The sequence below is a fragment of the Tenacibaculum aquaeponti genome, assembly GCF_052084715.1.
GTDB lineage: Bacteria > Bacteroidota > Bacteroidia > Flavobacteriales > Flavobacteriaceae > Polaribacter.
This window is the reverse complement of sequence record NZ_CP197288.1, coordinates 356,479-376,568: the sequence shown is the minus strand read 5'-3', so window position 1 is coordinate 376,568 and position 20,090 is coordinate 356,479. Positions and strand designations below refer to the sequence as shown.

16 protein-coding genes are annotated in these 20,090 nt (G+C 27.9%); 11 read left to right on the top strand and 5 right to left on the bottom strand.

All coding sequences use genetic code 11. The features are described from left to right. Window positions 1–2 precede the first annotated feature (2 nt). A protein-coding gene (locus ACSIGC_RS01760) for an IS3 family transposase (protein ID WP_442266462.1) occupies window positions 3–1,297 on the bottom strand; the annotation gives its coding sequence in 2 pieces (ribosomal slippage) (window positions 3–931 and window positions 931–1,297; 1,296 coding nt in all). A 484-nt stretch (window positions 1,298–1,781) separates the two neighbouring features. Here ACSIGC_RS01760 and ACSIGC_RS01755 point away from each other — a divergent pair. After that, window positions 1,782–2,192 carry a helix-turn-helix domain-containing protein gene (locus ACSIGC_RS01755; RefSeq protein ID WP_442266461.1) on the top strand — a complete coding sequence of 137 codons (411 nt, stop codon included), beginning with the start codon at window positions 1,782–1,784 and terminating at the stop codon, window positions 2,190–2,192. Window positions 2,193–2,425: 233 nt separating this feature from the next. On the opposite strand, the gene ACSIGC_RS01750 is transcribed toward ACSIGC_RS01755, so the two are convergent. After that, window positions 2,426–4,168: a hypothetical protein gene (locus tag ACSIGC_RS01750; protein WP_442266460.1), complete on the bottom strand. Its 1,743-nt coding sequence runs from the start codon at window positions 4,166–4,168 to the stop codon at window positions 2,426–2,428. A gap of 247 nt (window positions 4,169–4,415) precedes the next feature. On the opposite strand from ACSIGC_RS01750, the gene ACSIGC_RS01745 reads away from it, so the two are divergent. The 3 genes from ACSIGC_RS01745 to ACSIGC_RS01735 are packed head-to-tail and all read left to right on the top strand — an operon-like array spanning window position 4,416 to window position 8,154. Next, entirely contained in the window at window positions 4,416–4,931 is a 516-nt protein-coding gene (locus ACSIGC_RS01745) for an RNA polymerase sigma factor (protein WP_442266459.1), read from the top strand. A gap of 54 nt (window positions 4,932–4,985) precedes the next feature. Next, window positions 4,986–5,882, top strand: a complete 897-nt coding sequence (locus ACSIGC_RS01740) for a FecR family protein (protein ID WP_442266458.1) — start codon at window positions 4,986–4,988, stop codon at window positions 5,880–5,882. Then, on the top strand, window positions 5,866–8,154 hold the full coding sequence (locus tag ACSIGC_RS01735; protein WP_442266457.1) for a TonB-dependent receptor plug domain-containing protein: 2,289 nt from the start codon (window positions 5,866–5,868) through the stop codon (window positions 8,152–8,154). The genes ACSIGC_RS01740 and ACSIGC_RS01735 overlap by 17 nt, the downstream gene beginning before the upstream one ends. A gap of 18 nt (window positions 8,155–8,172) precedes the next feature. Here ACSIGC_RS01735 and ACSIGC_RS01730 read toward each other — a convergent pair whose 3' ends face one another. Both ACSIGC_RS01730 and ACSIGC_RS01725 read right to left on the bottom strand, forming a co-directional pair. Then, complete coding sequence (locus ACSIGC_RS01730; RefSeq protein ID WP_442266456.1) at window positions 8,173–8,532, bottom strand: DUF3887 domain-containing protein; 360 nt, start codon at window positions 8,530–8,532, stop codon at window positions 8,173–8,175. Window positions 8,533–8,669: 137 nt separating this feature from the next. Beyond that, on the bottom strand, window positions 8,670–10,319 hold the full coding sequence (locus ACSIGC_RS01725; RefSeq protein ID WP_442266455.1) for a M1 family metallopeptidase: 1,650 nt from the start codon (window positions 10,317–10,319) through the stop codon (window positions 8,670–8,672). A 167-nt stretch (window positions 10,320–10,486) separates the two neighbouring features. Between ACSIGC_RS01725 and gcvT the strand changes: the two genes are divergently transcribed. After that, complete coding sequence (gcvT, locus tag ACSIGC_RS01720) at window positions 10,487–11,569, top strand: glycine cleavage system aminomethyltransferase GcvT (RefSeq protein ID WP_442266454.1); 1,083 nt, start codon at window positions 10,487–10,489, stop codon at window positions 11,567–11,569. Between the two features lie 20 nt (window positions 11,570–11,589). On the opposite strand, the gene ACSIGC_RS01715 is transcribed toward gcvT, so the two are convergent. Next, window positions 11,590–12,147, bottom strand: coding sequence for a 1-acyl-sn-glycerol-3-phosphate acyltransferase (locus ACSIGC_RS01715; protein ID WP_442267739.1), 558 nt, complete (start codon window positions 12,145–12,147; stop codon window positions 11,590–11,592). Between the two features lie 50 nt (window positions 12,148–12,197). Here ACSIGC_RS01715 and rmuC point away from each other — a divergent pair, with 50 nt between their 5' ends. The 6 genes from rmuC to ACSIGC_RS01685 all read left to right on the top strand — a co-directional run bounded on the left by rmuC (window position 12,198) and on the right by ACSIGC_RS01685 (window position 20,056). Continuing rightward, window positions 12,198–13,637: a DNA recombination protein RmuC gene (gene rmuC / locus ACSIGC_RS01710; RefSeq protein ID WP_442266453.1), complete on the top strand. Its 1,440-nt coding sequence runs from the start codon at window positions 12,198–12,200 to the stop codon at window positions 13,635–13,637. Between the two features lie 18 nt (window positions 13,638–13,655). Next, entirely contained in the window at window positions 13,656–14,360 is a 705-nt protein-coding gene (locus ACSIGC_RS01705) for a DUF4178 domain-containing protein (RefSeq protein WP_442266452.1), read from the top strand. 6 nt (window positions 14,361–14,366) lie between these two features. Then, complete coding sequence (locus tag ACSIGC_RS01700; protein WP_442266451.1) at window positions 14,367–15,266, top strand: DUF350 domain-containing protein; 900 nt, start codon at window positions 14,367–14,369, stop codon at window positions 15,264–15,266. Continuing rightward, complete coding sequence (locus ACSIGC_RS01695; protein WP_442266450.1) at window positions 15,267–16,823, top strand: polyamine aminopropyltransferase; 1,557 nt, start codon at window positions 15,267–15,269, stop codon at window positions 16,821–16,823. A 2-nt stretch (window positions 16,824–16,825) separates the two neighbouring features. Further along, the gene (locus tag ACSIGC_RS01690; protein ID WP_442266449.1) at window positions 16,826–17,134 is read left to right on the top strand and encodes an S-adenosylmethionine decarboxylase; all 309 of its coding nucleotides are present in this window, start codon (window positions 16,826–16,828) and stop codon (window positions 17,132–17,134) included. A 303-nt stretch (window positions 17,135–17,437) separates the two neighbouring features. After that, window positions 17,438–20,056 (top strand): starch-binding protein, encoded by a 2,619-nt coding sequence (locus ACSIGC_RS01685; protein ID WP_442266448.1) that lies wholly within the window; start codon window positions 17,438–17,440, stop codon window positions 20,054–20,056. Window positions 20,057–20,090 lie beyond the last annotated feature (34 nt).

Genomic DNA, 20,090 nt, shown 5'->3' with positions numbered 1-20,090 from the left:
TATTAAACATCATCTAAAGCTATAGCTTTAGATGATGTTTTTTTTCGATATGATTTTATCTTCATTTTATTTTGTTGATGTGCCTGGTTAGGAGTTTTAAAATGACATGACCAATGCGGTCTTTTAGAGTTATAAATAGTTATTGATTGCTTTACTATTTTCTTCATTATCTTAATATCTAGATTTGTGGTAGCAATAAAGAACTCTTGTTTTAAGATTCCATTAACCCGTTCAGCTATCGCATTTTGATATGGATCGTATGATTCTGTCATACTACATTTAATATTATGTTTTGATAAAATATTTTGATAGATGTTACTACAGTACTGCAATCCTCTATCTGAATGATGGATAAGTTCCTTCTCTGGATATACTCTATTTTTCATAGCTATCTCCAAGGCTTTTACCGTTGAGCTTACTTCTAAAGTTTTATCCAAATGATATCCTATGATTTTCTTAGAATATGCATCTGTAATTAATGATAAATACATAGGGTTCTTACGATTGCCTAAATATGTAATATCTGCTACCCATACTTGTTCTGGTCTATTTATTTCCAGATTTTCAATAAGATTAGTATGTTTTCTAAAACGATGATGAGAGTTGGTTGTAATGTGATAACTCTTTTGTCGTTTTATCAATAGTTTATTAGCTCGTAAAATATCAAATAATCGATCTCTTCCAACAGCTAAACTGCTTAATTCCTCCGAAAGAAGATAATACAGTTTTCTTGTCCCAATCCTTGGTTGTTCCATTCTTACACGCTTAACCAATTCAACAACCTTATTGGCTATTGATTGAGATTTCTTAACTCTATAGTTAGCTTGATAATAGACCTGTCTGCTAAACCCAAGTAATTTACAGGTAGAAGAAATACTTTCTTTCTTTTGTAAAACAAACATATCAATTACTCGGTTTTGGAGTTTTTTCTAATAGGAATATTATACTCTTTCTCAGCTAAATCAATCATCATATCAAACAGTATCGCTTTCTTCTCTGATGCTGCTGCTTGAGCTTTTAAACGATTGTTTTGCTTTTCTAATTGACGTAATTTTTGCTCTAACTCTAATAATTTTTGTTCTGGTGATTTTGGCATATTAGATGGTGTTTGATCAGTCCAATCAAAGTTACCATATTTTCTCAACCATACTAAAACAGTACTTCTTCCTTGAATCCCATATTTAAGTTGAGCTTGTTTGTAGGTTAATTCGCCTTTTTCTACTTCCGATACAACCGAAAGTTTAAAACTCATCGTATAATCTTTCTGAGTACGTTTGCGGTAAATGTTGTCGTTCATAAGGTTACAAATTTGTGTAACGCTATTTCAGGACGAGACAATATGATAAAATTAAGAGACACTATTATTAGTGTCTCTTTTTTTTTACAATTGTATACTAATAGATAGTTTACATAGTTAAACTAATTAAGATCTAGATAATTTTACAATTGTAACCTCTGATTAGGTTGTTAATTATGCTCAAAAGGATGGCTAATAGCAAATATTGGTTTATTAATATATGTATTTTTAAGGTAATTTACTACTTTTAGGTGTTTACATTTGTATTTTAAACCCCTAAAAACGCATTATTACTCAATTATAAGTATAATTTATAGTATATATCTAAATAACTGTAATACAATAAGTTAAACATAGTTAATTAAAGTATTTTATAGCTGTAAATACTGGTTATACTCATCTAATACAAGGAATTTTTTGCTATTCAACTTAGATTACTTATATTTACACTTGTAAACACTAAATGTTAGTTTACGTTTGTAAAATGATAGATCGTTTAAAATTGATTTTAGATCATTATAATCTAACGTCAACAAATTTTGCTGAAAAAATAGATGTTCCTAAATCTAGTATTTCACATCTACTCTCTGGCAGAAATAAACCTAGTTTAGATTTTATTATGAAAGTAGATAAAGCTTTCGAAGAAGTCGATTTAGATTGGTTGCTTTATGGTAAAGGATATTTTCCTAAAAATAAAGAACAATCTACTTCACAACAACAATCTACTTCTTTATTTAATCAAGAAATAGAAGAAAGCAGAAAAAAAGAATCAATTTTAGAAAATAATTTTGATAGGTCAGAAAAAATTAATAACTTATCAACTCTACCCCCGAAAACTTTAACCAAAATTATTTTACTGTATAACGACGGTACATTTGATGTATTTGACAAGTAATTCCTTAAAGAGTTACTGATTTTAAATAATCCCCTTAAGAAATAAGCCTGTATAAAAATACAGGCTTATTTATTTATATAAAATACTGATATACAGGTAAAAAAAAACACTTAACCTAAATCAAATATTTAAAAAAAGTCTATATTAAAAATATTTAATATGGACTTTAAATAAATATATCTAAAACATATAATAACCTATAATTAAACCATAGCAATATTTTGTACAATAAATTAAATACACTGTCTTTCTAGTTTCATTTCATGTATTCCATTTATACCTTCAACAAATAAATTTAACTTATCGTCTTCCAAAAGAACAACCTCGAAGAATCCTTTAATTTCATTACTTAGGTTTTGAGAACTTAATAAAAATACAACTTTATTTGTTCTTTCAGCTTTCCAAATACCTACTGAATAATCTCCACCACCAAACGCATTATAAAATATAAAAGTCCCATCTTGGAAAAACTTAAACCTGTACATTGTATAATTTGCAGTTAAATTATTACCGTCTTTATTTAAATCTGCTATTTTCCAAATACAATTAAGAACTAAAAAATTTAATCTATCAACACTTATATCATCAGGAGCTGTACTACAATCCTTTTGAAGTTTAATAGTTTTTCCAGAATTACTCTGAATTAATACATTACTATTTTCTAAACTAGCCACAAAATACTGATCAACAATATCAGAAAATACTGAAGAAATATTAATAGTAACATTTCCAAACTCATTAGTTTCTACTTTCCATAAGCCTGTATATGTATCCGTTCCGTCTGTAATTTCAAATGTTTCATCTGATTTGAACTTAAATTTAAAATCGGAATATTGATCAGACAGATTGTTACCATTATCTATAAAATCTGTAATTGCCCAATTACAACCTGACAAAACTTCTTTTACTTTATCTTCGGTAAAATCTGGACATATTTTTTCAATTTTCATTATGTCATCATTTAATTTTACCTCTAAAAATTTATCTCCACATTCTTTTATTATCCATTCACCATTAAAGTTTGTTATAGTTGAAGATAATTTTAACACATTTCCATCAGCTAAAGAATCAACAGACCAATCTCCAAATCCTTCAATTGTTCCATTTTGAATTATTGTAAAAGTTAAATCACTACTAAACCTTAAGCTATAATTCTCTAATAATGAATTATTAGCATATGATGTAACTTTCCATAAACATTTTTCTATACTCTGTTTAACAAAATCAACATTGCAATAATCAGGGTCATCATCATTGTAATTAAAATCATCATCTTCATCACAACTATCTGCTGCATCAATAATAGCTTCTTGTAATTCTTTATTATTATTAACTGAAATTAATGTATCATCTGCTTTTATTAAAGTAATTGGATATTTGATATTTGCAATAGTTGAAGCGTCAAGGTTTTGTAAAAAAACATAAAGGTTAGCATCATTATTTACAGTTTTAGTATCAAGAATATCAAAATCCGTATTGAAAACAGAAATTGATATTGGGTATACAAAATCAATACATTCTATATCATCATCTTTTTCATTTTCACCTTTACATGTGCTAACTAATTCCTTTAATTCATTTTCATTATCTATTTCTATTTCAGTGAATTCATTTGTAACAATTTTTATTGGATATTGAATATCAATTCTATCAATATCGTCATTAAATCTATCAAAAATTTCTTCAATTACTTGATAATCTTCTATTGAATTAATCTCGACTCCAGTTCCATTTACTACAACAAAAACAGGTAATTTGACTTCTAAACAATTAGCTTGATCTATTATATTATCTATTGAACCATCATTAGTTACAGTTTGAGTAATTAAAGTTGTTAAAGTAGAATTTGTAGTTAACTTTATTTCTTCTTCTTGAGAACTAGATATTTCTATAACTTCTTTTTGACAGGAAAATAGTATTAACGTTATAACAACTAGCAAAAAAAAAGCTAAAAACTGATTACGCTTGACACTCATAATAAAATTAATATTCAACAACTTACAAAAACTTAAATTAAAAAAGCAAACTCAAAATTAAGGATTAATGTTTCAATAAAATAAAAATAAGTTTGATTTCATAAAAAAATTATACAAAGCGTTGTTAACTATTAAAAATCAACCTCGTAATTTTTGTTTGCTCATTATTATAACAACAAACTAAAAAAAAATCCTACCTTCGTAATCGTTTTTTTATAAATTACAAAAAAATTATGGCTGTTGCTTAATGGAAAAACCAATACATAAAAATATTTGTAACGAAAATCTTTTCTCTTCTTTTTTTAATAAGCATTTTAAAGATTTATATAATTTTTTATACTATAAATTTGGTGAAAAACTAAATCCTGAAGATAAAGTTCAAGAAGCTTTTTTAAAAGTTTGGCAAAATTGCCATCGTATCACACCAGATAAAGCAAAAAGCTTTTTATACACTACTGCAAATAATTTGATGTTAAATCAAGTTAACCACGAAAAAGTAAAATTAAAGTACGCTGAAATCCCCCAAAAAAAATCTACTAATGAATCACCTGATTTCGTTTTAGAAGAAAAGGAATACATGAATAAAATTCAAAACGCAATTAGCAATCTAACTGAATCTCAAAGGGTTGCTTTTTTACTAAATCGTATAGAAGGAAAAAGATTTAAAGAAATTGCAGAAATTTTAGGTATTTCAGTAAAAGCTGTTGAAAAAAGAATTTACGGTGCATTAAAAAAATTAAGAGAAGATATTGATGGATTATAATCTTTTTGGGGTAGGAATTTTTATTCTCTACTTGTTATAGTATTGTAGATAGATATGGAAAAAACAGAATTAATAAAAAAATGGTTAGATCACGATCTTAATCCTCAAGAACTTGAAAGCTTTAAGTCTATTGAAGATTATGATGAACTGATGTATATTTCTGAAAGTCTTAAGAAATTTAAGGCAGAACATAATGTTAATCAACAACAAATTTTAAACAACATTATTTCTAAAAAGAAAAAAAACAGTTTAAATATTTTTAGTGTACTAACTAAAATTGCAGCTCTTTTTGTAATTACCTTAGGAGCTTATTATTTTTTATTCAACAAAGACAATATTACTAAAGTTGAAACAGGCTATGCTAACAAAATTACAACATCTTTACCCGATGCTTCTACAGTAAAATTAAACGCAGTAAGTTCAATTAATTACAATAAAAATTCTTGGGATAAAAAGAGAGAAGTTATTTTAAAAGGTGAAGCATTTTTTAAGGTAGCCAAAGGTTCTACTTTTAAAGTAATTACAGAACAAGGTAATGTGACTGTATTAGGAACAGAATTTAATATAAAAACTAGGGATAGCATCTTTCAGGTTGTTTGTTATGAAGGTCTTGTAAGTGTAGAATACAAAAACAAAATAGTAAAATTATCACCAGGAGATTCTTTTAAATTTGGGCGATTTATAGAAAAAGAAACAGGAAATATTTCTCCTTCTTGGATTAACAATGAAAGTGAATTTGTTAGTGAGCCTTTTTTAGAAGTAATTAAAGAATTTGAAAGACAATATAAAGTCAATTTCACAATAAATAATATCAACACTCAACAATTATTTACTGGTAAATTTAACCATAAAGACTTGAATTTAGCTTTAAATTCAATAACTTTACCTTTAAATTTAAGTTACACAATCCGAGGAGATGAAATTATTTTAAAGCGTGAGAATCCTCAATAAGTTTTTTTTTGTTCTATTAATATTTAATCTTAACATTTTCATTTCTTTAGGTCAAAATGAAAATGAAATACCTCTTGTTAAATTTTTAAAAAAAACTGAACGAAAATTTAATATAAGTTTTTCTTATGCTGATAAGACAATTGAGGAGATTTATATATCACCTCCGACAAATAGTTCTTTAAGTTTAGATAAAATTTTATTTTTCTTAGAAGATAAAACAAAGTTAGAATTTAAAATTTTAAATGATCGTTTTATTATCATTAAAACTAAAAACACAGAAAATATTTTATTTGAAAATTTAGAAGAAATTTCTGTTCAAGGCTATTTAACCTCAGGGATTTCAAAAAACAATGATGGATCAATTAGTGTTAAAACAGATAAGCTAGGAATTTTACCAGGACTTATTGAACCAGATGTTTTACAAGCAATAAATGCTTTTCCTGGTGTAGTAAGTTCAGATGAATCTATTTCAAATTTAAATATTAGAGGTGGTACACATGATCAAAATTTAATTCTTTTTGATGGTATTCGTATGTACCAATCTGGTCATTTTTTTGGTTTAATTTCTGCCTTTAATCCTAATCTTAAATACAATATAACTTTATCAAAAACAGGAAGTAGTGCTAAATACGGTGAAAGTACATCTAGTATCATAGATATGAAGTTACCTAATAAAATTACAAATAAATTTGAATTAGGCTTCGGTATGAATTTACTTAATCTAGATATTTTGAGTACTATACCTATGAAAAAGAATTTAGAATTACAGATTGCAGCAAGAAGATCTACCACAGATTTCTTAAACACACCTACTTTTGATCAATATTTCCAAAGAGCATTTCAAAATTCTGACTTACAACTGATTTCCGATGATAGCAGTATTATTACAAAAGATGAAAATTTTAAATTTCATGACTTTTACGGTAAATTAATATGGGATATAAAAGAGAATCATCAACTTAGATTTGTACTATTAAATATAGAAAATGACTTAACCTATAACGAATCTTTGATTAACTCTTTGAGAGATGAAGAGCTAAAAAGTGAACTTAATCAGAACAATATAAGCACTGGAATAACTTATGTTGGAGATTTAAACGATCGTTTTAAACTTACTGCTCAAGCTTATTTTTCTTTTTATAACTTATCTTCTACCAATGCTAATATTATAGATAAACAAAACTTCACTCAAGAAAACGAAATTCAAGATAATGGGTATAAATTTGATACAGAATTAATTATATCTCCAAATACAACTTGGTCTAACGGATATCACTTTTCTCAAATAGCTATAAGTAATTTAGAAAAAATTGATGATCCTTTTTTCAGACGCTTTATTAAGCAAGTATTAATAACACACTCATTATACACGCAACTAAATTACTCTAGTGATAATTTTTATTTAAAAGGAGGATTAAGGATAAGTTATTTTGAAAAATTTAAGCGATTTTCATTTGAACCTAGATTAGCTTTTAACTATAAATTTCATGAAAATTTTAAATTTGAGTTTACAACAGATTTCAAAAGTCAAGGAACATCACAAATAATTGATTTACAAAATGATTTTTTAGGAATAGAAAAAAGAAGATGGGTATTAGCTAATGAAAATACTCCTATACTTACAAGTCAGCAACTTGGATTAGGTTTATTTTACGAAAAAAACAAATGGTTAATTAGTATAGAAACTTATTATAAAAAAGTTAATAATATAAGTAGTAGAAGTCAAGGATTTCAAAATCAATTTCAATTAATTAATGACATTGGAAATTATGAGGTTAAAGGTGTAGACTTATTGATTCATAAAAAACTTAAGAACTTAAAAACATGGTTAAGTTACAGTTACAGTAAAAACGATTATATTTTCGAGAATTTAAATGAATCAAAAAGCTTTCCAAATAATGTAGATATTAGAAGTGTAATTAGTTTAGATGGGACATATAGTTATAAAAATATAGATTTTGCGCTTGGCTTTAATTGGCATTCAGGTAGACCTTTTACAGAACCTAATGGGGTAAGTTCAACAGGAAGTAGTATTAATTATGAAGATCCTAATAGTAGCAGATTACCCAATTACTTCAGATTAGATGCTTCTATAAACTACAACTTTAAAATATGGAAATCACATGCTAGTACTGGTTTATCAATGTGGAATATTTTAGATAGAAAAAATGTATTAAATACCTACTATGATATAGAAAACGGAAATTTATCTAAAATTGATAATATTTCTTTAGGCTTTACTCCAAATATTAGTTTCAGAGTTAAATTATAAACACTTGTTTTTAGTTATTTAATACTCTTCAATATTGAAAACTGATATTTTATTTTCTGGTAGTAACTTTACTATTAAAACCATAGTAGCCTGTTCAAATTCTAATAAATAACAATTACCTAATTCACCTTCCATCCAAAACTCTGTAGAAGTAATTTTCCCAAGTTCTTTTTGATGATTAAGAATAGTCTTTCTTAGACTTTCAAAACTATTTTCTTTTTTTAAATTGTCAGAAAACAATTCATAAACACTTTTAAAATCTTGACTATTAATGAATTTGGTAACTTTTTCAACTAATTTTTCGTAATCAGAATCAGTTTGAGAAAATGATGCTAAATTTATACATAATAATAAAAATATGCAGATCACTTTTTTCATATAGATGAAAATGTTTATGTTAAAATTGAGGTTAACTAGTTATAAAAACAAAAAATTAATATAAATATAGTACATAACTTTTGATTTTTAGTTGATCTATATAACTATTTGATTAATAAATAAAAAACAACTAAACACTACTTTTTTTCTTGATTAATATAATAGTTCTCATTTATAAAAACTCTATCAGAATTAATTTTAATTTCTTGCCATAATTCAGTGGGTTTTAAAACAATTTCTTCGGTTTTAAATTTCACTCTTAAAGGCATATTAAATCCTTTAACTACATTATTCCATTTATAATACAATTTACCATTTTCAATTTTATTTTCTAAAACAGGAATTTTAACTGTTCTAAGGTATTGATCAAAAACTTTTGAAAGGTCAACTCCTGCCATTGTACTAATATAATTCTCTATTTCTTCAGTAGTTACTGTTTTATGAAAAAATGTTTCATTTAAACCTCTTAAAATAATTCTCCATTTTTCATCATCATTTATTATTGTTCTTATAGTATTAAGCATATTTGAGCCTTTATAATACATATCTCCAGATCCTTCATGATTCACATTATATACTCCAATTATAGGCTTATCATTAGCAATATTTCTTCTTGTTCCAATTACATATTCCGAACCTGCTTTTTTACCATAATAATACTCTAAAAATAAACTTTCTGAATATGCTGTAAAACTTTCATGTATCCACATATCAGCAATATCCTTATTTGTAATATTATTTGCGAACCACTCATGACCAGCTTCATGAATAATAATAAAATCAAATTTTAATCCCCAACCAGTTCCAGATAAATCATTTCCTAAATAGCCTTTTAAATATTTATTCCCATAGGTAACAGAGCTTTGATGTTCCATACCTAAATAAGGCACTTCAACTAATTTAAAACTATCTTCATAAAAAGGATATTTTCCAAACCAATATTCAAAAGCTTTCATCATTTTAGGAGCGTCTTTAAAATGTTCTTTAGCCTCAGATAAATTGTCTTTTAAAACATAATAATTCATATCTAGCTCTCCTCCTTCTCCATTATATTTTTCAGAAAAATTAACATAATCACCAATATTAACATTTACGCCATAATTATTAATTGGATTTTTCACAAACCAATGATAACTAGTAGTGTTATCATTATGCTTTTCTATTTTTTGTAATCTTCCATTAGCAACTCCTGTTAAATCTTTTGGTACTCTAACACTTATAGCCATACTATCAACTTCATCGTACATATGATCTTTATTTGGCCACCATACACTAGCTCCTAAACCTTGACAAGAAGTTGCTATAAAATGATTTCCATTACCGTCTTTCTTCCATGAAAAACCACCATCCCAAGGTGCATTTTTTGCAGCTTTAGGATTTCCTTCATAATAAACAGTAATTGAATTTTGACTTCCCTTCTTTTGCTTCTTTTTTAAGTTTACAAAATGTGCATTTATATCTGAAGAAAATTTTAATTCTTTTCCATCTTGAGTAATTTTCGTGATTTTTAAAGGCGGTTGTAAATCAACTTGTAATGTTTGAAATGAATTTAAAACTTTATATCGAATTTCGTTTTTCCCTTTAATAAATTTTTCCTCTGGATTTACAGTAACATCTAAATGATAATATGTTAAATCCCACCAAGCTCTTTCAGGTGTAATAGTTCCTCTTAAAGTATCTTGCTTAGTAAATTTATGTTTATGAACAAATAAACCTTCTTGCGCTTTTACATTTATATTTATTAAACATATAATCACAAATAAAAAGCTACTTTTTTCTCTAACCATAATTTTAAACATTTTGTATTCGCGAATATATTGTATTTATAACAACATACCTCTTTGTTAAACTTAATAATAAAATTTACATAAAAAATTAAGAGATTATTTAAAAAGATTATAGTCTTTAAAAAGGATTCAATATTTTTGAATCATCTAAAAAACAAACAATTCAAATGAAAAATACTGCGTTAACACACGTACATGAAGCTCTTGGTGCAAAAATGGTCCCATTTGCTGGATATAACATGCCGGTGCAATACGAAGGTGTAAATATTGAACATGAAACGGTTAGAAATGGTGTTGGTGTTTTTGATGTAAGTCATATGGGAGAGTTTTTTCTAAAAGGAGAAAACGCTTTAGCTTTAATTCAAAAAATTACAACCAACGATGCTTCAAAGTTAGTTCCTGGAAAAGCTCAATATACTTGTATGCCTAATAATACAGGTGGTATTGTAGATGATTTAATCATTTACATGATAAAAGAAAACGAGTATATGCTAGTTGTAAATGCATCTAATATTGAAAAAGATTGGAACTGGATTTCTCAACATAACGATTTAAATGTTGATATGGAAGATAGATCTGAAAACTGGTCTTTATTAGCTATTCAAGGTCCAAAGGCTGCAGAAGCTATGCAATCTTTAACTAAAGTAGATTTATCAACCATTAAATTTTACACATTTGAAATCACCGATTTTGCAGGTATTCCAAACGTGGTGGTATCTGCCACAGGATATACAGGGTCTGGCGGTTTTGAAGTTTATGTAAAAAATGAAGATGTAGAAGCTTTATGGAAAAAAGTGTTTGAAGCTGGTGCTGACTGGGGCATTAAACCTGTTGGATTAGCAGCTCGAGATACTTTACGTTTAGAAATGGGATATTGTTTATATGGAAATGATATTACAGATACTACCTCTCCTATTGAAGCTGGTTTAAGTTGGATTACAAAATTCTCTAAGGATTTTGTGAATGCTGAAGCCTTAAAAGCTCAAAAAGAAAACGGTGTTTCAAGAAAATTAGTGGCTTTTGAAATGAATGAACGTGGTATTCCTCGTAAAGATTATGAAATCGTAAATACAAACGGAGAAGTAATCGGAGAAGTAACTTCCGGTACTATGAGTCCGAGTTTAGGTAAAGGAATTGGTTTAGGATATGTCACTATTGAAAACTCTAAAGTAGATTCTGATATATTAATACAAATTAGAAAGAAACAAATTCCAGCAAAAGTGGTTAAACTGCCATTTTACAAAGGATAATACATAAAGAAAGCTGCTTTTTAAAGCAGCTTTTTATTATTAAAGAGTTCTGGTTTAGCAGGAACAATATCTTTATAAAAATTTAGAAAATGATTAAAATCGTTTTCTTTATCATCTGTTAAATAATAAGGTTCTGCAACTTTTATTTGTTTGTTTCCAAAATCAAAAGCAAACATTACTATAGGTACATTTGCACCTTTCGCTATATAATAAAATCCAGTTTTCCATTTCTCAGTAAATTGTCTAGTTCCTTCTGGAGAAAGTGCTAATCTAAATTCTTCTTTCTCTTCAAAAATAGACACAATACTATCTACCAAATTACTACTCTTTGTTCTATTAACTGGAGTACCACCAAGTTTTCTAAAAATAAATCCAAAAGGAGGTTTAAATAAAGACGCTTTTGCTATATAATTAATTTTAACTCCAACGGTATTTCTAGCTAAAATAGCAATATGAAAATCTTTCCAACTTGTATGGGGAGCACCAATAACTATGTATTTTTTTAAATCTTTAGGAAAACTACCTGTTACTTTCCAACCTAATATTTTGGTGAAAATAAATTTAGAAATTGCTTGTATCATTAATTCATGTTAAAGTGGTAAATTTACCGTTTTAATTTTTTATATAAATGAGCGAACAGTTATTATACATTTTAGCAACTGGTTTTGTAGGAATTATCATAGGTTTTTTGGTAGGTTTTATCATTCAAAAAAGTAAAGCTTCTGTTCTAGAAAAAGACAATTCTAGTCTTCAGGAACGAAATTCAATGCTTTTGGAGCAAAAAACTACTGCTGAAAATAATATAGTAATTCTAAAGGAAGAATTAAAAACTATTCAAACAGAAAAAGATACTTTAAAAGAAAGAAATCAATCTTTAACTGAATATAAATTTTCTTCTGAAAAAAATGTAGAAGAATTAAAAAATGAATTAAAGTTTTTACAAACAGAAAAAGAAAGTTTAATAAAAGTCAATACGCGTCAAGATGTTGATCTAAAAAACTTACAACATAAGCTTACTGAACAAAAAGGTGAATTAGAAGGATTACAAGAAAAATTCACAAAAGAATTCGAAAACTTAGCGAATAAAATTTTAGAAGAAAAGTCGAATAAATTTACTGTTCAGAATAAGGAGAATATTCAAAACATTTTAAATCCTTTAGAAAAGAAAATTAAAGATTTTGAGGATAAAGTAGATAAAACTCATAAGGAAAGTATTGATTACCACTCTGCTTTACGTCAACAAATTCTTGGTTTAAGAGAATTAAATGCTCAAATGAGCAAAGAAACTTTAAACTTAACTAGAGCTTTAAAAGGTGATAGTAAAACTCAAGGAAATTGGGGAGAATTAGTTTTAGAACGTGTTTTAGAAAAATCTGGTTTAGAAAAAGATAGAGAGTATTTTGTACAACAATCGTTTACAAATGAAGAAGGAAAACGTATTTTACCTGATGTTGTAATTCATTTACCTGATAATAAAAAAATGGTTATCGATAGTAAAGTGTCGTTAACTGCTTACGAGAAGTTTGTAAATTCTGATGATGACACAGAAAAAGCAACCTTCTTAAAAGAACATTTAATTTCTTTAAAAAGACACGTTGAACAACTTTCTGAAAAGAAATATGAAGATATTTACAAAATAGAATCTCCAGATTTCGTGTTACTTTTCGTTCCTATAGAACCTGCTTTTGCTGTAGCTTTAAATGAAGACAATACGTTATACAATAAAGCTTTTGAAAGAAATATTGTAATTGTAACTCCTACTACTTTATTAGCTACTTTACGAACAATCGATACGATGTGGAATAATGAAAAGCAACAGCGTAATGCTATAGAAATTGCTCGTCAAGCTGGAGCCTTATATGATAAATTTGAAGGTCTTTTAAAAGATTTAATTAATATAGGAAAGAAAATAGATGCAACCAAAAGTGATTATAGTGCAGCTATGAATAAATTAGTTGATGGAAGAGGAAACTTAATTACCAGTGTAGAAAAACTTAAAAAAATGGGAGCTAAAGCTAAAAAAGCACTTCCAGAAAGTATTATTGAAAGAGCAAATGACGATAATTAATCAAAAATTGAAGTGTAAATGCAAGAGTTAAAAAAAGGATACTTATTCAATTATAAAACTCAGACCTGGAAAGTTGTTGATATATATAAGATTAATTGGGATGATGGTTCTAATACAACAGAATATAAAGTAAAAGATAAAAACGGTATTATTCGATATTTAATGATCGAATATGTTAGAAAAGAATCGCCTAAATATACGTTTTGGGAAAAACTATATAGCATAGATCATTTCTTATCTCAAATTACAAAAACTGAAACAGATTATGTTTCTATCAATAATGCAAAATTTCCTAAGAAATTCAATTACAAAAGCGTAGCGTATGATTTTGATGAGCGTTGCGATGGAACTTGTTATTATGATTACGAATCGGAAAGAGTAAATTCTTTAGATTATACCAACACAGACGATACAAAATTTTTCTCTATTCAATTATGGGATGATGAAATTGAAATTTGTACTGGGAAATTGATTTCTAAAACTGAAATCAAAAATATTCAAGAAAGAAAAACTTTTGTTGATACTAGTTCTTTAGGAAGTTTTATCAGTCGATATTTTGTAGGCCTAATCTTTGGAGCTTTTATTTTAATGACATTAATGCTTGGAAAATGCTCAAATAATAATTCTTGGAATAGTAACAGAGATTATAATGACTCTACGAAAGTTTATAGAAATACAAACAATTACTACAGAGGTAGAAGCTCAAGAGGATTTGGTAAATAGAAAATTATGGAAGAAAATACACTTATTTGGCTTACTAAAACCGTAACGTATGTAACGCTATTTTATGCCTCGTTTATTATTGCTAAACTGTTTTTTAAATTAAAAAATAGAAAAATAGACATTGAAAGCGAATTAACCATAAAAGATAATGTAGCATTTGCTGTAACTGCTACGGGTTATTTTATTGCTACTTTAACCATTTTTGTTGGCGTTCTGCATGGTGAATCACACGGATTAATAAAAGATATAATTTTAATCTTATTCTATTCTTTCTTCGGGAATTTACTATTGATTCTTACTTCTATTATTAATGAAAAAATAGTTTTTGGAAAAAAGTTCCGATTTTATAAAGAAATTATAAAAGATGAAAATTTAGGAACTGGTTTTATGGAAGCTGCTAATTTTATTGGAGCAGGATTAATCATTTATGGTGCTATTTCTGGTAGAAACATCAATTTATTTCCAGATCACGGAGAAATAGGACATTATTTATCTGACTTTTTAAGTTTATTATTCTTCTGGTTATTAGGTCAAGTTATCTTATACATATTTTTAAAAGTATATCGCAAGTTTGTGAAATACGATTTTATCAAAGAAATTCAAAAAGATAATAATGCTGTAGGAATAGTATATGCTAGTATTTTTGTGGCAGTTTCTTTCTTATATTCATTTGCTTCTAGAGGTGATATAGAATCATGGGAAATAGCTTTAGAAGATATTGCATATCATTTAGGTTTAGCTATTATTTTACTTCCATTATCTAGAATTTTTGTTGAAAAAATAATACTACCTAAGAGTAATCTAACTGATGAAATTGTACATCAAGAAATTCCGAATAAAGGAGCTGCTTTAATAGAAGCTTTTGCTTATATCGGTAGTGCTATCATTATAAGTTATTGTATGTAAATGGCATCCATAAAAGTTAAAAGAAGAATTTTATTTCTTGCCTTGTTTGCAACAGGATTATCGGGTATAGTTGCTGAATATTGTTTCGCCACGTTATCTACTTATTTTATTGGAGATTCTGTTAAGCAGTGGTCTATTGTAATTTCTTTGATGCTATTTAGCATGGGATTAGGTAGTCGAATTACGAAATCTTTTGATGGAAATGTATTTAAACTTTTCATTTTTACAGAATTCGCTCTTTCCTTATTAGTTTCTTTCTCGGCAGTTACAACCTATTATCTAGCTACTCAATTAGAATATGTATCTATTTACATTTACTCAATGGCTATTTTAACAGGAATGTTAATTGGTATGGAACTTCCTTTGGCAATGCGATTAAACAACGATTTTCAATCACTAAAACTAAACGTAGCTAATATTTTAGAAAAAGATTATTACGGAAGTCTAATTGGTGGATTATTTTTTGTGTTTATTGGTCTTCCTTATTTAGGGCTAACTCATACGCCTTTTATCTTAGGTTTTATTAATCTTTTTGTAGCCATTCTTCTACTTATATTTTTTAAAAATAAATTGAATAAGCAAGAGAAAAACATGCTATTCTCTTTTGCAGGAGTATTGGTTACCATATTAATTATCGGAAATATTTTTGCTGGAAAAATCATTTTACATGGAGAACAAAGTAAGTATAAAGATAAAATTGTTTTCCAAGAGCAATCTATTTATCAGAAAATTGTGGTTACCAAATGGAAAAATGATTACTGGTTATATTTAAATGATAATTTACAGTTTTCTACTTTTGATGAACCTATGTACCATGAGGTTCTAGTGCATCCTGTAATGCATATTTTAGACAAACCTAAGAAAGTTTTGATTCTTGGTGGTGGTGATGGTTGTGCTGCTAGGGAATTATTAAAATATCCTTCTTTAGAACAAATAACTCTTGTCGATTTAGATAAAAAACTAACCGATCTTTTTATTAATGAATCAGAATTGGTAGCTATTAATGAAAAGTCTCTAACAAATGAAAAAGTTCGTATTGTTAATCAAGATGGATTTAAATATGTTACGGATACCAAAGAGTTTTTCGATTTAATTCTTATCGATCTTCCTGATCCTAGAAATGTAGAATTAGCTCGTTTGTATTCTAAAGAATTTTATGAACTGTGTCGATTAAAGCTAACTCCAAATGGTGGTTTAATTACTCAAGCTGGTAGTCCTTATTATACTCCTTATGCATATAAATGTATAGAAAAGACTATGGAAAAAGCCAATTATAGTGTTTTAGCATTACATAATCAGGTACTTTCTATGGGAGAATGGGGTTGGATTTTAGGAACTAAAAATCAACTTTCTAAACAAGAAATGATGGCTAAATTGAATCAATTAGATACGAAAGTAATTACAACAAAATGGTTAAATAAAGAAGCCATGCAATTAATTACTTCCTTCGGAAAAGACTTTTTTAAAAAGAAAAAATTAGATTCAATAGAAATCAATCAGATTAGTAATCCAGTACTTTACGAATATTATAACAAAGGAAACTGGGACATTTATTAATTATGAAAAAAAATAACGAAAAATACATTGCTTTAAAGGCAGAAATGTTCCACTTTGATACTTGGTTATCTACCACTAATACTGATCAATTAAAACACAAATTAGAAAGGTTATTAATCGATTCGGGATTTAACATTGTTAACTTCATAGAACATAATTTTCCTATTAAAGGATACACTGCTGTTTGGTTATTAGCTGAAAGTCATTTAGCGATTCATACTTTTCCAGATCAAGAAAAAACATATTTGCAAATCAGCAGTTGTAATGAGAATAAATTAGTATTGCTTAAACAAAAAATAAAAATAACTTAACAATCAATTCACTTCATTATAATCTTACAAAACGACAACGATATCGTAATACATAAAAACAAGTTTTAATCAACTAAAATTTAATTATTGATAATCATTTCGTAGAAAATCGATTTATTTATTAACACGAAATCGATTTAGTTTTCCTTTCCTTTTTTTTGATTGACTATTTCACAATAAATTCGTTTTAAAGTGATAATAATTTCACTTTTTTCTTAAAAACATTATCAAAATAAACAATTTAAAATGTTTTTTAAGAACAACTATCCTATTATAACCTTTCAAATAAACTCAAATAACACAATGAAACGAACTCTAAAATTATTACAAATTATTTTAATATTCTCTTTAGCATGGAATATACAAGCACAAGACGAAGATGTAATGTTTCAAGCTTTCGATTGGAATGTTCAAAACCAACCTGCTGGACAAACATGGTTTAATGTTGTCACTCAAAATAGTGCAGAAATAAGTAGTGCTGGTGTCGATTTAATTTGGTTACCTCCAGTGAGTGACTCTGCAGCTCCACAAGGATATTTACCAAGAGAATTATATAATTTTAATAGTGCTTATGGTACAGAAGCTCAATTAAGAGACTTAATTAATCAATATCATAATTTAGGAATGAAAATTATTGGAGATATTGTAATTAACCATAGAGTTGGTACTAGTGACGCAGTTACTTTCACAAATCCTGCTTGGCCAACAACATTTATTACTGCCGATGATGAAGGAAGAAACTTTGTTAACTTTCCTGTAGAGTTTAGTATTAATTCAGATTACTTTCCTGGTACAGCTTTAAAAGCTGATGGTTCAAACGGAACTTATGGTCCTGCTAGAGATTTAGATCATAGAAATCCAGCTGTAAGACAAGAGATAAAAAACTGGATGAATTTCTTAAAGAATGATTTAGGATTCGACGGTTGGAGATATGATTTTGTTCATGGATATGATCCAATATATAACAAAGAATATAATGATGCTACACAGCCTTACTTTGCTGTAGGAGAGTTATTAGAAAGTAGTAGAGTTCAAACAAATAACTGGGTAAACTTTACACAACAGTCTTCTTCTGCATTTGACTTTAATACTAAAGTTACTTTACAAGATGCTATTAGAGACAACAATATGTCATACCTAAGAGATGGACAAGGAAGACCATCTGGAATGATTGGTATTAATCCAGGAAAATCGGTAACGTTCTTAGATAATCACGATACTGGTTTTGCACAACAATGTTGTGGTTCTAACTATGTTTTCCCTGGTGGTGAAACAAACTTAAGAAAGGGATATGCTTACATTCTAACTCACCCAGGTAATCCTATGATTTTCTGGACACATTATTTTGATGCTGGAAATGGCGTAAGACAGGCAATCAAAGATTTGATAGCAATTAGAAAAGATGTAAGAATTTTTGCGAGTTCGTCTATTAATATTGCTGAAGCAAGAAACGATGTTTATGCAGCTTACATTGATGGAAGAAATGGAACGATTGCAATGAAACTTGGTGGTGGTAATTGGTCTCCTCAAGGTTCAGGTTGGACTTTGCGTACTTCTGGAACAGATTATGCAGTTTGGACAAAAGGTGGAATTGTTACGCCTCCTCCTCCTCCAGCTCAAGTTGATCCTTTTACTGTAAACTTTAAAAAACCTAGTGGTTGGGGAAATAATGTAAATGTATATTTATTTGATACTTCTACAAATGCTATTATTCCGGGAACTACAGGTTGGCCAGGACAATCAGCTACTAATATTAATGGAACTCCATGGTATTCATTACAAGTTAACCCATCTTCTGGTGTTGCTGCTGAAAATATTAGAGTGATTTTTAATGATGGAACTAGTCAAACTGATAATTTAAGCAGAAGTACTAATGGTTGGTATGATAATGGAACATGGTCTAATACATGTCCGTCTGATTGCAGTGGAAGTACAAATCCACCGACAACTAATACTAGATTTATTGTTAACTTTAAAAAACCAAATGGTTGGGAAAATGGTGTAAACGCTTATTTCTTTGATGCTGGTTCTAATACTACAATTTCTGGAACCGCAGGTTGGCCAGGACAGGCAACAACTAACATTTCTGGAACACCTTGGTTTTCTTACGAAGTTGCTATTCCTTCTGGAACTTCGTTAAATAATGTTCGTGTAATTTTTAATGATGGAAATAACCAAACTGATGATTTAACAAGAAGCTCAACTGGTTGGTATGACAATGGCACATGGACAAATGCGTGTCCGTCTGACTGTGATGGTGCTACTCCACCACCTCCAAGTAATAATAATGTTACATTAAACTTTTTAAGAACATCTTCTTGGGGAAATACTGTAAATGTATATTTATATAACACGAATACAAATTCTACTTTAGCTGGAACTCCTGCTTGGCCAGGTAGAACAATGCAAAATCAAGCTAGTACTTCTTGGTCTTCAACTTCATTTACATTACCTAGTAATGTTTCTGTAAATAATGTTGGAGTTGTTTTTAACAATGGAAATGGTCAGCAAACTGTAGACTTAAATAGAGGAACTTCAGGATGGTTTAGAATTACTGGAAGTTCTAATGGAAAAGCTACAGGAGTTTGGTCTAATTCATGTCCTAGTGGATGTGTTTCTTCAAGACAAATATCAGTAAATAATAATTCTGATTTAACAACAGAAAACTCTGTAAGAATAGCTCCTAATCCAATTAATCAGAATGGAAACTTATTTATTACAACAACTCAAAAAGGTGTTTTAAAAGTATCTGTAATGAATTTATTAGGACAATCTAAAACAGTTTATGAGAAAACAAATAAAGCTGGAAATCATACAATTCAATTAAACAGTAATGATTTTGGGTTAAAAGGAATTTACATTATCACTACTACTTTAAATAATGTACATATTACAAGACCTATGAAAATAATTAAAAATTAACTCTTTTCAGTAGTTATTAATAATCCCCAAATAA

Coding starts and splice junctions, on each gene's coding strand:
- ACSIGC_RS01740 (WP_442266458.1), top strand. CDS start 4,986: ATGGAAAAAACAGAATTAATAAAAAAATGGTTAGATCACGATCTTAAT.
- ACSIGC_RS01725 (WP_442266455.1), bottom strand. CDS start 10,319: ATGGTTAGAGAAAAAAGTAGCTTTTTATTTGTGATTATATGTTTAATA.
- ACSIGC_RS01730 (WP_442266456.1), bottom strand. CDS start 8,532: ATGAAAAAAGTGATCTGCATATTTTTATTATTATGTATAAATTTAGCA.
- ACSIGC_RS01755 (WP_442266461.1), top strand. CDS start 1,782: ATGATAGATCGTTTAAAATTGATTTTAGATCATTATAATCTAACGTCA.
- ACSIGC_RS01690 (WP_442266449.1), top strand. CDS start 16,826: ATGAAAAAAAATAACGAAAAATACATTGCTTTAAAGGCAGAAATGTTC.
- gcvT (WP_442266454.1), top strand. CDS start 10,487: ATGAAAAATACTGCGTTAACACACGTACATGAAGCTCTTGGTGCAAAA.
- ACSIGC_RS01695 (WP_442266450.1), top strand. CDS start 15,267: ATGGCATCCATAAAAGTTAAAAGAAGAATTTTATTTCTTGCCTTGTTT.
- ACSIGC_RS01745 (WP_442266459.1), top strand. CDS start 4,416: ATGGAAAAACCAATACATAAAAATATTTGTAACGAAAATCTTTTCTCT.
- rmuC (WP_442266453.1), top strand. CDS start 12,198: ATGAGCGAACAGTTATTATACATTTTAGCAACTGGTTTTGTAGGAATT.
- ACSIGC_RS01685 (WP_442266448.1), top strand. CDS start 17,438: ATGAAACGAACTCTAAAATTATTACAAATTATTTTAATATTCTCTTTA.
- ACSIGC_RS01705 (WP_442266452.1), top strand. CDS start 13,656: ATGCAAGAGTTAAAAAAAGGATACTTATTCAATTATAAAACTCAGACC.
- ACSIGC_RS01700 (WP_442266451.1), top strand. CDS start 14,367: ATGGAAGAAAATACACTTATTTGGCTTACTAAAACCGTAACGTATGTA.
- ACSIGC_RS01750 (WP_442266460.1), bottom strand. CDS start 4,168: ATGAGTGTCAAGCGTAATCAGTTTTTAGCTTTTTTTTTGCTAGTTGTT.